14 protein-coding genes are annotated in these 15,132 nt (G+C 43.7%); 6 read left to right on the top strand and 8 right to left on the bottom strand.

From position 1 onward, the window contains the following. Positions 1-90: 90 nt before the first annotated feature. Both NYE53_RS03185 and NYE53_RS03180 read right to left on the bottom strand, forming a co-directional pair. Positions 91-1,353, bottom strand: a complete 1,263-nt coding sequence (locus tag NYE53_RS03185; protein WP_339247211.1) for a glycoside hydrolase family 18 protein — start codon at positions 1,351-1,353, stop codon at positions 91-93. Between the two features lie 126 nt (positions 1,354-1,479). Then, a complete protein-coding gene (locus NYE53_RS03180; protein ID WP_003234129.1) occupies positions 1,480-2,154 on the bottom strand; it encodes a GntR family transcriptional regulator in 675 nt (224 codons plus the stop codon). Between the two features lie 247 nt (positions 2,155-2,401). Between NYE53_RS03180 and NYE53_RS03175 the strand changes: the two genes are divergently transcribed. Continuing rightward, positions 2,402-3,139 (top strand): sulfite exporter TauE/SafE family protein, encoded by a 738-nt coding sequence (locus NYE53_RS03175; protein ID WP_015252701.1) that lies wholly within the window; start codon positions 2,402-2,404, stop codon positions 3,137-3,139. Between the two features lie 35 nt (positions 3,140-3,174). On the opposite strand, the gene NYE53_RS03170 is transcribed toward NYE53_RS03175, so the two are convergent. Beyond that, positions 3,175-4,383, bottom strand: a complete 1,209-nt coding sequence (locus NYE53_RS03170) for a Bcr/CflA family efflux MFS transporter (protein WP_123374418.1) — start codon at positions 4,381-4,383, stop codon at positions 3,175-3,177. Between the two features lie 208 nt (positions 4,384-4,591). On the opposite strand from NYE53_RS03170, the gene NYE53_RS03165 reads away from it, so the two are divergent. Together NYE53_RS03165 and NYE53_RS03160 are read left to right on the top strand one after the other, a co-directional pair. Then, positions 4,592-5,086 carry a MarR family transcriptional regulator gene (locus NYE53_RS03165; protein WP_015252703.1) on the top strand — a complete coding sequence of 165 codons (495 nt, stop codon included), beginning with the start codon at positions 4,592-4,594 and terminating at the stop codon, positions 5,084-5,086. Between the two features lie 15 nt (positions 5,087-5,101). After that, positions 5,102-5,731, top strand: a complete 630-nt coding sequence (locus NYE53_RS03160; RefSeq protein ID WP_014112842.1) for a nitroreductase family protein — start codon at positions 5,102-5,104, stop codon at positions 5,729-5,731. A 147-nt stretch (positions 5,732-5,878) separates the two neighbouring features. Here the strand turns inward: NYE53_RS03160 and NYE53_RS03155 are convergent, their stop codons facing one another. Beyond that, positions 5,879-8,539, bottom strand: coding sequence for an MMPL family transporter (locus tag NYE53_RS03155; protein ID WP_339247209.1), 2,661 nt, complete (start codon positions 8,537-8,539; stop codon positions 5,879-5,881). After that, a complete protein-coding gene (locus tag NYE53_RS03150) occupies positions 8,536-8,994 on the bottom strand; it encodes a MarR family transcriptional regulator (RefSeq protein ID WP_003242874.1) in 459 nt (152 codons plus the stop codon). The genes NYE53_RS03155 and NYE53_RS03150 overlap by 4 nt, the downstream gene beginning before the upstream one ends. A gap of 167 nt (positions 8,995-9,161) precedes the next feature. On the opposite strand from NYE53_RS03150, the gene dinB reads away from it, so the two are divergent. The 3 genes from dinB (at position 9,162) to vmlR (ending at position 13,194) form a co-directional block, all read left to right on the top strand. Continuing rightward, positions 9,162-9,680 (top strand): damage-inducible protein DinB, encoded by a 519-nt coding sequence (dinB, locus tag NYE53_RS03145; RefSeq protein WP_339247207.1) that lies wholly within the window; start codon positions 9,162-9,164, stop codon positions 9,678-9,680. A gap of 171 nt (positions 9,681-9,851) precedes the next feature. Continuing rightward, positions 9,852-11,228: an amino acid permease gene (locus NYE53_RS03140; protein WP_014475969.1), complete on the top strand. Its 1,377-nt coding sequence runs from the start codon at positions 9,852-9,854 to the stop codon at positions 11,226-11,228. 322 nt (positions 11,229-11,550) lie between these two features. Then, complete coding sequence (gene vmlR / locus NYE53_RS03135; protein WP_339247205.1) at positions 11,551-13,194, top strand: ABC-F type ribosomal protection protein VmlR; 1,644 nt, start codon at positions 11,551-11,553, stop codon at positions 13,192-13,194. Positions 13,195-13,355: 161 nt separating this feature from the next. Here the strand turns inward: vmlR and NYE53_RS03130 are convergent, their stop codons facing one another. From NYE53_RS03130 to NYE53_RS03120, 3 genes are all read right to left on the bottom strand, one after another. After that, complete coding sequence (locus tag NYE53_RS03130; protein ID WP_339247203.1) at positions 13,356-13,829, bottom strand: GNAT family N-acetyltransferase; 474 nt, start codon at positions 13,827-13,829, stop codon at positions 13,356-13,358. A gap of 162 nt (positions 13,830-13,991) precedes the next feature. Next, positions 13,992-14,336 (bottom strand): DoxX family protein, encoded by a 345-nt coding sequence (locus NYE53_RS03125; protein ID WP_014475960.1) that lies wholly within the window; start codon positions 14,334-14,336, stop codon positions 13,992-13,994. Continuing rightward, positions 14,333-14,932 (bottom strand): TetR/AcrR family transcriptional regulator, encoded by a 600-nt coding sequence (locus NYE53_RS03120; protein ID WP_095252681.1) that lies wholly within the window; start codon positions 14,930-14,932, stop codon positions 14,333-14,335. Before NYE53_RS03120 ends, NYE53_RS03125 begins: the two co-directional genes overlap by 4 nt. Between the last annotated feature and the right edge of the window lie 200 nt (positions 14,933-15,132).

Genomic DNA, 15,132 nt, shown 5'->3' with positions numbered 1-15,132 from the left:
AACACAACCCATGCAAGGTACAAATGAATGAACTATTCTGCTGCTCTGGACTTAATCAAAAAAAAGACACCCAAACTCTGGTGTCTTTTTTTATACTTTTCTGATCGTAAAAAATTTCCGCAGAAGCCATGGGCCCGGTGTAAAGCCCAGCGTTAACTGCCAAGCGCCAATAGCCTGCAATCTGTATTCGCGGACGATCTGCATCTTCCGGCTCATGCTCCTGACATCCTCAAACCATACCTCATGCGTCCGCCCCTGCTGATCACTGTACCGGAAAAACGGTGATTGATATTCGGCTGAATATTGTATCGGGGCTTGGTACCTCATCGCTCTTTCGATTGCGTTTTGATTTGAAATCGCTGAAGCAACTGTGCCCGGCTGATACGGGATGATCCAGTCGTACCCGTAGAGCGGGACTCCGATAATGATTTTTCTGCTCGGCACCTGCGCAATCGTAAACTCAATGGTTCTCCTTATTTCAGTAATCGGCGCTACAGGACCCGGCTCACTTCCGGCATGATGCCAATCATAAGCCATGATAAACATATAATTAACAACCGCTCCTATTCCTCCGTAATCATAGCCTCTCAGCCAGGGGATATTATCGCTTGTTTTTGCCGGAACAGCTATCGTCAGCACATATCCTCCCGCCTGAAGGCGATCTCTCAGCTGACGCAAAAAACCAGTGAAAAGGTCACGATCCTCGGCGCTCACCTGTTCAAAATCGATTGTCACACCGCCATATCCCCTTGTGGAAACTAAGTCATAAATATTGTTGACCAGATTGGTTCTCGCTGTCGGGTTGTTCAGGACTTGGTGAACGAGTTCTGTACTGAATCCTGTTGATGTAAGGTTTGTTATAGTCGCCAGCGGCGTGACTCGTCTTTGCCAAGTTGTCTCGATAGCAGCCGCATCATTCAATTGGTTTGCAATGTCCCCGTTCGGTGCAATATGGTATTCGAAAATCGAAATCGAAGACGAGTATGGCGCATAATCATTGATTAATTCCCGATCGAGGTCTGGGTTTCGGAGCACATAAAAACTTAATGTTCCCGCAATGTAATTTGAGATCGAAGGAATCGTTATTTTTGCTCCTGCTTGTAAAGCATTTGGGCTGATGCCCGGATTGGCGGCTCGCAGTCGCTCTAATGGCACAAACGCTTTAGCTGCAATGGCGGTAAGCGTATCTCCCGGCTGGACTGTATATACATAAAGAGGGATAAGCAGAGCCTGCCCCGGCACGATATTCGTTTCATCTAAACCATTCACACCCCGTATTTGATCAACAGAAGCACCGTATCTTCTGCCTATTGAAAACAAAGAATCACCAGGCCCGACGATATGGATAAACATGTTTAACCCCCATTATTCGTTAGTCAAACCATCATAAAATCTTATTAACGGGGCCTCTTAGATATGTGGTGAATACATAAAAAAATACCAAGGGTTCTGCTCCCCCTTGGTACCGGATCATAAAAATCAATTCTCTTTGCCTTCTTCAAGCACATGCTTCAAATGCTCACAGTCATGATTGAAATGAGCCAGTACATGTTGTTTGGCTGCTTCTTTGTTTTTCTTTTTCACTTCTTCAAATATCCTGCGGTGCTCACGCAGTATCGTTTCTGCACGGTGGTCGCCGGTATAATTAAGGATTCTGCAAAAATGAATCAGATCATTTACATGCTCAAGCAAATTTTTCAAATGTCTGTTATGGCTGAAATCAACCAGCAGCTCATGAAATTTTTGGTTTAAACGAATGATTTCCGTATCTTCCGTGCCGTTGTGAATGGCTTTCTCTGTTTCTTCAAGCTGTTTTTCGAGTATGGTCAGCTCTTCTTCGTCCGCTTCGTCTATGACTAATTCGACTGCCAGCTGCTCCAGCGGAATTCTGATTTTATAAATCTCATCTACATCTTTTGCCGTTAATGACGTGATCGAAAATCCATTTCGGTCATCCGCTTTTAACAAACCATCTTTCTCAAGCAATCGCATGGCTTCCCTTATCGGAGAGCGGCTGACACCAAAGCTTTTCGCCAGCTGTGTTTCGTTTATCCGTTCCCCAGGCTTAAAAGTCCCGTTGAAGATCATTTTTTTTAGCTGGTTATAAAATTGCAGGTAGTAGGGGGTCGGCTTATCTAATTTAAAATCGTCCATATATAATACCTCTTTTGAATATATTCAAGGGCTTTTCTTCATCAAAATCATATAACAGATGGTAATGGGAAGCAACAAACTGCCTTGTCAGATCTCAAAATTTGAGGTACGATATGTTTGCTGAACGACGGTCGACGGACTACTGGCAACTGAAAAACGGCGTGTTTTTCTTCGTCAATAGGACACCATACCTCCGCCAGAATAGCGCACGATTACATTTTTACATCTTTTCAATGGAGGAAAAAATATGCTCATTATTCTTGTTATGTTTCTTCTAGGAATTATTTTAGGCTTTATTGGCGCCGGTGGAGCCGGCTTTGTCATTGCCCTTTTAACGCTTCTTTTCCATATCCCGATTCATACGGCTTTAGGCACTTCGCTTGCCGGCATGGCTTTTACAAGCTTATCAGGGGCATACAGCCACTATCGCGAGGGCAACATTCAAATGAAAATCGGCTTAATAGTCGGAGGCTTTGCTGCGGTTGGCTCATTTTTCGGCGCCAAGCTGACATCTTTTATTCCGGCTGATTTGCTTCATTATTTGACGGCTGGAATGTTATTTTTATCAGCAATTCTCATTTTAATCAGATTATTTATTTTAAAAGAGAAGGCTCAAGTGAATCAAAGCACTCTTTCAACGTATACGAGAGCGGTCATCTTAGGAATTGTAGCCGGCGTGCTTTCCGGCACATTCGGCATCGGGTCGGCACCTTTTATTCAAATCGGTTTAATGATTATGCTGAATCTGTCTATTCGCCATTCTGTCGGAACGACGATGCTTGTGATCATCCCTCTGGCTGTAGGTGGAGGCATCGGATATATCACAGAAGGTTTTGTTGATTATGTATTGCTTGTCAAAGTTCTGGTCGGGACAATGTGCGGTGCCTATGTAGGCGCGAAATTCACCAACCTCATGCCAAAGGTGGTTTTGAAATCAGCCATCTTTTTGACTCCGGCGATTGCAGGCCTGCTGTTGTTATTCTAAATAAAACAAAAAACCTGACGTCATGTCAGGTTTTTTTATGAATTCTGCCCTACTCGTTCTTTCGTTAATCCAAAAAAAGCTAATGAGCCGATGACAGCTGTCACAAACATGATGGCTCCCATCGGAACGGCTGTTGTCTCATTAATGCCTACAAGCGGTGACACGATTGAACCGAGGAGCAGCGGAAGCATTCCAAGCAGCGCACTTGCACTTCCGGCGCGGTGCCCCTGCTTTTCCATGGCCAGGGTAAACGTGCTGGTCAGAACCATGCCGATCGTAATCATGTAAATGAAAATGGATATGACTAATGTAGCAAGAGGACCGTGAATCATGGTCATGGTTAATAGCACAGCCGTCGCAATTATAGCCGTAATGACCGCTATACGAAGCAGGCTTTTTTCATGAATGATTCCGCCAAAGCGTCCGATGATAAAGCTGCCCGATATAATCGCCAGCCCGTTAATGCCAAAAAGAATACTAAATACCTGCGGAGACACCCCGTAGATATCCTGGTATACAAAAGGCGTACCAGACACATATGCAAAGCTTCCCCCGTGAATAAATCCGACAGTTAACGCGTACCCCATAAAGGATCGATCCTTCAGCAGGCTGCCCATCGTTTTGACGGATGTTCCGATTGAGCTTGGAATCCGTTTTTCCGGCGGAAGCGTTTCTTTTAATCTCAATGCAATCAGAAGAACAAGTAAAAATCCGATGATCATGAGGACGTGAAAAATTGTATGCCACGTTGCGAACGGCAAAAGCAAAATGGCACCGCCTGTCATAGGCGCAACCATTGGCGCCACCGCGGTAATGACCATTAACAGCGAGAAAAATTTAGAAAGCTCTCTTCCGGTAAACACATCGCGGACGATTGCGCGAGACAGCACAAGCCCTGCAGAAGCAGTGAAGCCCTGTAAAAAACGCGCAGCCACTAAAGTTGTTATATTGGGCGACAGTGCACAAAACAGAGAAGATAACGCAAATAAAAAGATACAGATTAATAGCGGTTTTCGTCTTCCCTGCGCATCGCTGACCGGCCCGACAATCAGCTGGCCGATCGTAAGCCCGACCAGACAGGCTGTTAAACTTAACTGAACAAGTGAAGCACTTGCTGATAAATCTTCCGCGATTTCAGGAAAACTTGGCAAATACATATCTATATTAAGCGGGCCCAATATAGCAAGCATGCCGAGCAGAAACGCTAGTGCCAAGCGTTCTTTTCCAGTTGGATTGTGCAGCATGTTATCAAACCTTCCCTTCAACCTAGTCCCTTATATAATGGATGTCAGCTCCAACAATGGATTGAAGCTGTGAAACATTTGTATATTGTATCATAACTTTCAGCCTGTGAAAGCCGCTTGAGCACGGGCTCGGCAAAGTGATATTCCGCTGGGAGGTTTTTCGAAGATGCAAATGGCTTGCAAGATGAAATCAATCGTTGTATATTAATTGACGTGTCAATCATTGATATATCAATTAATAGTTTTGACAGGAAAGAAGGGATGGGTTTTGGCGTCATTTTGTTCAGAGGAAGCCGAGATTTTATATCAGCTGCAAGGCGTGAACAAGGTGATTGGCGTGAAGTTCGAGGCATGCACGGGCATCAGCCAATCTCGTTTGGAATTGCTGACATTGCTTTATCATGCAGATGAGATCAGTCAAAGCGACCTTCAAAAGAAAGTAAATATCGATAGCGCAGCCGTTACCAGACACCTGAAACAGCTGGAAGCCAAAGGCATGGTATCAAGGCGGCGCAAGCCCGAGGACAACCGCATCACCCTTGTTCGGTTAACAGACCAAGGAAGAGAGCGAATCGAGTCTTCTAAGAAGGAAAAGGAGCGTTTCATGAAGGAAATGCTCGCAAATGTAAGCGCAGAAGAACGCCGCCTGCTCATTGATGTGCTGGCGCGCATGCGAAACAATATAAATAATATCGAAGCTTAAGAGGAGTGTATCAACATGATCAAAACAAACGATTTTATGGAAATTATGAAAGGCCGCCGTTCTATTCGCAACTATGATCCGACAGTAAAAATCAGCAAAGAAGAAATGACAGAGATCTTAGAGGAAGCAACAACTGCGCCATCTTCTGTTAACGCGCAGCCATGGCGTTTTCTTGTCATTGACAGCCCGGAAGGAAAAGAAAAGCTCGCACCGCTTGCAAGCTTTAACCAAACACAAGTCACAACATCATCTGCTGTCATCGCTGTATTTGCAGACATGAACAATGCAGACTACTTAGAAGAAATCTATTCAAAAGCCGTGGAACTTGGTTACATGCCGCAGGAGGTTAAAGACAGACAAATCGCCGCGCTGACCGCACATTTTGAAAAGCTTCCGGCACAGGTCAACCGTGAAACGATCCTGATTGACGGAGGTCTCGTTTCCATGCAGCTGATGCTGACTGCACGCGCGCATGGCTACGATACAAACCCGATCGGCGGATACGATAAAGAAAACATCGCGGAAACCTTCGGATTAGATAAAGAACGTTATGTACCGGTTATGCTACTTTCTATCGGAAAAGCAGCAGACGAAGGCTATGCTTCCTACCGTCTGCCGATTGATACAATTGCAGAATGGAAATAAAACAAAGAGCCCGGGAATGTTTTCCGGGCTCTTTGTTTTTAAGTACAGCCGCCGTTTGATCGTCTGACCTTTTTTGGGTAACACGTCTGAAGTTCGTCGTTTAGATCATGAAAAAAGAGTGATGACCATTCATCACTCTTCTCTCGATTACTCTTTTCCTTTCTTCCTGCCGAACGGCCACCAGTTTCCTTCTCCAAAGGTCGCAATGATTGCCGGGATGAAAAGCGGAAGTATGACAAGGCCGTAAAGCAAGAGCCCGATGATAATAACACTTGCCACCTGCATCAGTGTATTGACGCCTGAAGGCATCATCGCCGCGAACGTACCGGCCAATATAATGGCAGCTGTAATAATGACAGATCCCATTTTGCTCATTGACCTGACAACACCTTGCTCAATGCCAAGGTGCACCTCTTCCTTAAATCGATCCAGCAAGAAGATTGAATAATCTACCCCTAACGCGATCAAGATGACAAAGCTGAAGAATGGTACTGCCCAGCTGACACCCGCGTTTCCTAAGCCGTTTACAAAAATTAATTCTGTTATGGATATCGACGTATAGTACGTCAGCAGCAGTGACGCGAGCATATAAATCGGCACGATCATGGAGCGGAACAAAATGGTTAACACGATAAACAGGCCTATAATCATGATCACCATTGTTCTGGAGAAGTCCGTTGTGGACAGCTCTTTTAAGTCCGCATTCATACTCGTGACCCCGCCGTACACGATCTGAGCATCCTCCAAAGGAGTGCCGTCAACTTCGTTTGAGACAGCTTTTTTGATTTGGTTTATTGTCGTAATAGCTTGTTCTGAGTACGGATTTGAATCCAGAACGACACTTAATTGAACACCTTTGCCGTCTGCAAAGGAATACTGGTCAATTGACTTCTTAAAGTCTTTGTCCTTCATTACTTGATCAGGAATGAATATGCCTGTATCTCTTACAGTTGGACTTTTGCTCATGTCCTCTAACATATCACTGGAAGCTGTAATACCGTCAGAGACTTTCGTCAGGCCATCATTTGCGCTTTTCACGCCTTCGGACAGCTTCTTCAGGCTTTCTGTCAGCGTTCCGGCTTGTGCCTGCTGGCCTGAGAGCTGTTGGTTCGCTTGTTCAAGGCCGGTTTGAATCTGGCCAAGCTGTCCGCTGATTGCCGTAAGCTGCTGCACGGTCTGTGCGGTGTTGCCGGTTTGAGAAATCTGTTTGCTCACGAGCTGCAGCTGCTGATTGATTTTGCCCAAGCCATCTGCCGCATTCTCCAGTGAACCGCCAGAGCTGCTGCTATTTGAGGCCGAGCCAGTTTGCCCTGCCATTTGATTCAGTCCGTTTTCTATATCCGTTAATCCGCTTTGGACATCAGCAATCCCTTTTACCGTCTTATCCAGCCCGTCTGAAACCGATCCTAGCTGGTTATCAATATATAAATCTTTGATTTTTTCACCAGTCGGCTGCGTGATGGTCATGACAGAGTCAACATGATCGACTTTCTCGATCGCTTTGCTGATATTTCCTAGATAAGGGATTGTATCAGCTGTTGTAAGATCTTTGTCTCCTTTTACGACAACATTGATCGGGAACGCTTTTCCTTCCCCGAATCCATCCTTAATGGCCTCGAGGGCTTTTATAGATTTATAATCGCTGCTGATTTCCGCAGTTGAGTCGAATGAAATCTGGTCATCATAGGTCAAGATGAACGGAAGCGTGATAATGACCGTGATGACTATAAACAGAAACGGACGAGCGACGGAATGCCTGCCGAGAAACGCCCATAATTTGTTATCACTGTGCGACAGCACTTTCTTAGAAGGCCAGAATAATTTTTCACCCAGCGTCACCATAAATAATGGCAGCAGTGTGTAGAGGATGATCATTAAAATTCCCACACCGACTGCTACCCCTACTGCGGATTGGAAAATCGCAAACTTCGCAAATCCTAAGGCGGAAAATCCGATTAATACCGCGAATCCGCTGATAAATAAGGTTTTTCCCCCTGTGCGGTAAGCGATAAGCGCCGCTTCTTTTTTATCATGCCCGTTTGCCAATTCTTCACGGAACCGTGTAAGAAGCAGTATGCAGTAATCTGTTCCAATGCCGAACAGGATCGCAACTAAGAAGGTTTGCGTAAACGTCGAGATAGGAAAATCAACATTGTATACAAGGATGCCCAGTATGGATTGACTGATCAGATAAGAAAAACCGACAACCACAATCGGGATAAAAGGCGTCACAACAGATCGGAACACGATCAGCAGTAAACCGATGATCAGGCAGACTGTGATCACTTCCGTTTTCTTAAGCCCTTCCTCTGAGCTGTGAGCGAAATCCTGGTTGATAAGGGAAGCTCCCGTAATATATGCCGTCAAATCATCAGGAACGATTTGATAAATCTCGTCCGCAATTTTTTCCGCCTTTTTATCAGAACCTGTAATCGTGACAGGCATGAGAACGGTTTTCTTGTCTTTCGACATCAACTGGTATTTGACTTCTTTTTCCGCTGACAGAGGAGATGTTACCTCTTCTACACCGTCGATCTTTTTAATTTTATCGATCATTATCCGAAGCTGATTCTCTGTTTCTTTCTTTAAAGCGTTGTCTAATGTAAAGACGACACTGATCGAATTATTGTCTTCTCCCGCTTGTTTTAAAATGGCGTTTGCCCTTTCTGAAACAGCATCAGCGGGAAGCTGGGCCTGCCCCTTTTGATTGGCCAGCTCCGTTAAGTTCGGAGAAAACAAACTCAAAACGACGGTAAGTGCTAATACTATGGCTGCAATTGCCCACTTGAATTTGATGATTGCTCTCATTCGGCAGAATCTCCTCCTTTAAATTTGCTTTTTAAAATGGTGAATATCTCGATGATGGAATGTAAGTGTTCCTCATCTATATCATCAATCAGCGGTTTGAGCGCGTTAAAGATGGCAGAATCTAATTCTTCTAGTATGTGTTCACCACTAGGTGTAATGTTAATAAGCTTAGAGCGCCTATCACTTTTTTCCGGACAGTCGTCCCATTGAACCAATCCCTTTTCGAGCAGCTTTTTCAGTCTGTTAGAGATCGCGCTCTTATGTACATTTTGGTACATGGCCAGGCTGCCGGGAGAGGTTGGGCCCTTGACTTTTAAAATTTTCAACAGGTCTGCCTGTTCCCTTGAGATATGCTTGAAGACATCCTGATTGATTTCACGATGCACAAATTCTGTCCCTTCAAGCAGGACTTCCACAAACAGGTTTATCGCCTGACATAGCTTTTGTTCATTCAATATCTTCCCCTCCTCATTATAGTTTACCCCGCTAAACTTTATGTTCAATGTCAATTAGTTTATTCCTCTAAACTATATATGTCAACAAATTTTATTTTCGAGCACTCTCCATAAGAACGCACGTTCGTGTATAATAGAAGCTATACACACGAAGGGGGAATTTTAACATGTCAGATTTTGCATTCGAATTGTATGAATATAACGTCTGGGCCAATCAGCAAATATTCAACCGATTAAAAGAGCTTCCAAAAGAGGTATACCATCAAGAAATTCAAAGCGTGTTTCCATCAATATCCCATGTATTGTCTCATGTTTATCTTTCTGATCTCGGCTGGATTGAAGTGTTTTCCGGCAAAACCTTGAGCGATGCGTTGGCTTTAGCTGAACAGCTTAAAGAACAGACAGAGGCAAAAGAAATAGAGGAAATGGAAGACCTTTTTCTGAGGTTATCCGAGCGCTATATACTATTTTTACAGCAAAAAGAACAGCTCAATAAGCCACTCCAGATTCAAAATCCCTCAAGCGGAATCATGAAAACAACTGTTTCCGAACTGCTTCCCCACGTTGTCAACCACGGGACATACCACCGCGGCAATATCACAGCAATGCTGCGGCAGGCAGGCTACGCATCCGCACCGACAGATTACGGGCTCTACCTGTTTATGAAAAAAACTGAAAAAGCATAAAAAAGCGGCTCCCTAAATGGAGCCGCTTTTTTCGGGAAATAGTCCAAATCACATTAAAATTCTTTTCATCAATCCTTTTTTAGTAAAAAAGATAGAAATTTTAGTGTTATAATAATCATTAAAAATAGATTGCTGACTCAATAAACAATTTTCAATGGAGGAACACATAAAGTGACAGACGACATGACGAAAGACAATATAAATCAGCAAACGTTGCAGAGAGGCTTGAAAAACAGGCATATCCAGCTCATCGCCATCGGCGGAGCCATTGGGACAGGCTTATTTCTCGGCTCGGGCAAATCGATTCATTTTGCCGGACCTTCGATTTTATTTGCTTATATGATCACAGGGATCATTTGCTTTTTAATTATGAGATCGCTGGGTGAACTGCTGTTATCAAACTTGAACTATCACTCTTTTGTGGATTTTGTACAAGACTACCTAGGCGATATGGCAGCATTTATCACCGGCTGGACATATTGGTTCTGCTGGATTTCCATTGCGATGGCTGATCTGACAGCAGTCGGGCTCTACACTCAATATTGGCTCCCGGGTGTGCCGCAATGGGTGCCTGGCTTAATCGCTCTAATTATTTTACTGATTATGAACCTGGCGACAGTCAAGCTGTTTGGAGAATTAGAATTTTGGTTTGCTTTGATTAAAGTCATTGCCATTTTGGCGTTAATCGTCATTGGCCTTGTGATGATTTTCAAAGGCTTTTCCACAAGCTCAGGAGTGTCCAGCTTCACAAATCTCTGGAGCCACGGAGGCCTGTTCCCGAATGGCATGCATGGGTTTATCCTCTCGTTCCAGATGGTTGTGTTTGCTTTTGTCGGCATTGAGCTTGTCGGGCTTACAGCCGGTGAAACAGAAAACCCTGAAAAAGTAATCCCTAAGGCGATCAACAATATCCCTGTCCGTGTGCTGCTTTTTTATATCGGGGCTCTTCTCGTGATTATGAGCATCTATCCTTGGGATGTCATCAATCCCAGCGAAAGCCCATTCGTACAAGTATTTGTCGCTGTTGGCATCGTCGGGGCTGCAAGTATTATCAACTTTGTTGTGTTGACATCCGCTGCTTCAGCATGCAACAGCGCTGTATTCAGTACAAGCCGTATGGTCTATTCCCTGGCGAAAGATCACAATGCGCCTGAGTCAATGGCGAAACTGACTCAGCGTAAAGTGCCTAGAAATGCTTTATTCTTTTCGGCTATCGTGATTTTAATCGGTGTTACGTTAAACTACATCATGCCAGAAGGCGTATTCACCCTGATCACAAGCATTTCAACCGTATGCTTTATCTACATTTGGGGGATTACGGTCATCTGCCATATGAAATACCGCAAAACAAGACCTGAATTAGCGAAAACAAACAAGTTTAAGCTTCCGCTTTATCCGTTTACAAATTACCTGATTCTTGCGTTCCTGGCGTTTGTCCTGGTTGTGCTGGCACTGGCACAGGATACTCGTGTTTCCTTATTTGTCACACCGGTTTGGTTTATTTTGCTGATTGTGATTTATAAAGTGAGAAAAGCGAAGCATCAATAAGACTCGAAACTCCTGCCTCAAAAATGAGAGCAGGAGTTTTTTTTGATGAAAATGACCTTTGCTTTTGAATTTGAAGGTATGCTATAGTGTTTGTAATCAAAACAAGAAGGGATGATGGGTGGACAATGATTAACTAATCTTATTTTTACCGTTTGAAATCAATATTTCAAATCAGAAAAAATAGGATTAGTCTGCCCATTTTCTATATAAACGACACCGCTATTTATAAAGAATAGCTTATTTGATCATGCACAGGCACGGCTAATCCTTCCAACACATTTGGGAGGATTTTTTTATTCTCCCTTTAAAGCGAGGGATATGGATGAAAGAGATGATAACATTAACAAACGTGAGCTACGAAGTGAAGGATCTATCTGTTTTTAAAAACGTAAATGCCCGTGTTCAGCAAGGAGATATCATTGGGATTATCGGCAAAAACGGCGCTGGGAAATCTACGCTGCTGCACCTTATTCACAACGACTTGGCCCCTGCACAAGGACAAATCCTTCGTGCGGATATAAAAATGGCTTTGGTCGAACAGGAAACCGCGGCGTATTCCTTTGCCAATCAGACACCTGCCGAAAAGAAGTTACTGGAGAAATGGCATGTGCCCCTTCGTGAATTTCATCAGTTAAGCGGCGGTGAAAAACTGAAAGCGCGGCTGGCGAAAGGACTCTCAGAGGATGCAGATCTGCTGCTGTTAGATGAACCGACAAACCACCTTGATGAAAAAAGCTTGCAATTTCTCATCCAACAGCTGAAACATTATAGCGGCACTGTGATTCTCGTTTCTCACGATCGATATTTTTTAGACGAAGCAACAACAAAAATATGGTCGCTTGAGGATCAGACGCTGATTGAATTCAAAGGGAATTACTCCGGGTATATGAAGTTCCGGGAGAAGAAAAGACTCACCCAGCAGCGTGAATATGAAAAGCAGCAAAAAATGGTTGAACGGATTGAAGCACAAATGAATGAGCTCGCTTCTTGGTCGGAAAAAGCCCACGCCCAATCAACGAAAAAGGAAGGGTTTAAAGAATATCACAGGGTTAAAGCGAAGCGTACGGATGCCCAGATAAAATCCAAGCAGAAGCGGCTTGAAAAAGAGCTGGAAAAAGCAAAGGCGGAACCCGTTACCCCAGAATATACAGTCCGCTTTTCAATCGATACAACCCACAAAACAGGAAAACGTTTTTTAGAAGTTCAAAATGTAACAAAAGCGTTTGGAGAAAGGACCCTCTTTAAAAACGCAAACTTTACAATTCAGCATGGCGAAAAGGTTGCCATCATAGGCCCCAATGGCAGCGGAAAAACGACATTGCTGAACATCATTCTTGGACAGGAAACAGCAGAAGGAAGCGTATGGGTATCACCGTCTGCAAACATCGGCTATTTAACGCAGGAGGTGTTTGACTTGCCATTAGAACAAACACCGGAAGAGTTATTTGAGAATGAAACATTTAAAGCAAGAGGGCACGTTCAAAATCTGATGAGGCACTTAGGTTTTACAGCTGCCCAATGGACTGAACCGATCAAGCATATGAGTATGGGTGAGCGTGTAAAGATCAAACTGATGGCCTATATTCTGGAGGAAAAAGACGTGCTGATTTTAGATGAGCCGACAAACCATCTCGACCTGCCGTCACGCGAACAGCTGGAAGAAACACTGTCACAATACAGCGGCACATTGCTGGCGGTTTCACATGACCGATACTTTCTCGAAAAAACAACAAACAGTAAACTCGTCATCTCAAACAAAGGCATCGAAAAGCAGTTAAACGACGCTCCTATAGAAAGAAATGAGCGGGAGGAGCTTCGGTTAAAGCTTGAGACAGAAAGACAAGAAGTGCTGGGAAAGCTCAGTTTTATGACGCCAAATGATAAAGGGTATAAGGAGCTTGATCAGGCTTTCAATGAGCTTACGAAACGAATAAAAGAGCTGGATCATCAAGACAAAAAAGACTGAGGGAGAAAGTTCAAGCGGCATTGAAAAGGACAACAGCTGTTGTCCTTTTTTCTTTATATGTTCAAGCCTTCCCATGACCTTAATGTTTCTAATGATGACTTATAGTACCCTGCCACTGCCTCCAGATAGGCATGTTGTGTTTGGGTAACGTAAGCGACTTTTCAGCATAGCTGTTTTCGCATACGAATATTGGTCATGGCATAGCCCATCTTCTGATAAAGATAGACGGCTGTCTCGTTGTGCGCAAACACATGGAGGGCCAGTCTTTCCGCACCAAGCTCTCTTGCTCTTTCATCAAGCGTTTGAAGCGCCAATTGAGCAAGTCCTTTTCCGCGAAAGGCTTCATACAATCCAAAGGAATAGATAAACGCTTCCTTTTGCGGATGAAACGGATCAGCATACAGCCAGAGCCAGCCCATTCTTTCCTCTTGGTCATTTGTGATGTTCCAAAAATAATGATTACTGCTGTCTCGCCCATTCGGAATCATGTTCTCATATGCCTGCTCCGATTTCTCAAATGCCTCTTTTTCCGTCCAAGTTCCTGACGTTATGTTTTGTTTCGCATAATTATGCACGGACATCCCGCGAAAGGCTTCGAACTCTTCCTCAGTCATGTCTTCCAAAGTTAATGTCATCCTGTATTCCTCCTTTATAAAAAAAGCCCAGCTGATGCCGGACGAATAACGCAGAAATGGAGCTCTATTTTACTGATTCAGTTAATTCCTGGACTTTCTATTATTCGATAAGAAAAGGAGATTTCCTGCAAATAGGCTTGTTCTTAAACATTAGTGAAAAGCTTACGTGTAACTCCCCATGATGATCATGATAGAAACAATCAAACAAATCATCGCTGGTATCGCCATGATGACCGATTGTCTTGCTCGAAACATATGCGCATGAATGGCTCCCGCCATGAGAACGACAAACAGAACACCTGCTCCAATCGCTGCATACCGATTCCAAATTCCCGCTGTCATAGCAAGTGCCCCGGCTATTTCGAGAATGCCGGTAACAGTCAGAAACCATAATGGATATTGATAATGCCGCCAATGCTCAACTTGAAAGGGAACGCGGCTTACCTTTATGATGCCTCCCGCAAGCATAAAAACTGCCAAACTGACTTTCATAATAATAGATATCATCTTACATCATTCCCTTTCGGAAGCATCCCGTATATTAAAAGATTCACAACCTCTGCTGCGAGGCTTGCCGGATCTTTGATTCCGGTTAACAAAAATGAATCGGTTAAATGTTCAATCATGCCGACCAAACACTCAGCGACAGTTTCCATATCCAGTTCAGAGTGAAAATAGCCAAGCCGCTGTTCTGCTTCTAAGTTCTCTTTCAAAACCATCGCCAAGTCTTTTTTCATTTGTTGTGCTTCCGGGTTGAGAAAAAAGCCGATCTTGGTTAAATCCTTGTCCTCAGCCAAAAATTGAAAAACAGTCTCTACAGCTAGCAGTACCCGTTTTGATACATCCTCCGTGTTTAATCCGTTTTCCAGAAGAAGTGACTCTGTCAGCTTTCTGACTCGAGAGTGAAAATCGGTTATTAACTCGGCAAAGATGGCTTCTTTGCTTTGAAAGTACAGGTAAAATGAAGGCTGCGTGAACCCAGCTTTTTTCACAATTTCACTTACCTTCGCGTCATGGAATCCCCGAATCGAAAATTCATTAGCGGCAGCTTTGAGTAACCGTTTCCGGCTTTCTTCTCCTTTACGTCCTTTTTTGCTTTTCAACGAGGACCACCCCCAAAAATAATACTCGAAAGTAATGTTACTCACGAGTATTATTTCATGGCATTAGCTTCATTGTCAATGATTTCAAACTGATCCTGTTTGCCAGCTTCCTTTATTAAAGGGTCTCATGTATTTCGAATAACTGAATCAATTCATTGATTACTATATTCAATGGCTTTTCATTCAACTGATAAGTATTT

The sequence above is a fragment of the Bacillus sp. FSL R5-0523 genome (assembly GCF_037975295.1).
Classification (GTDB): Bacteria; Bacillota; Bacilli; order Bacillales; family Bacillaceae; genus Bacillus; species Bacillus subtilis.
The sequence above is the reverse complement of the archived record's forward strand: the minus strand, read 5'-3'. Positions and strand labels throughout refer to the sequence as shown.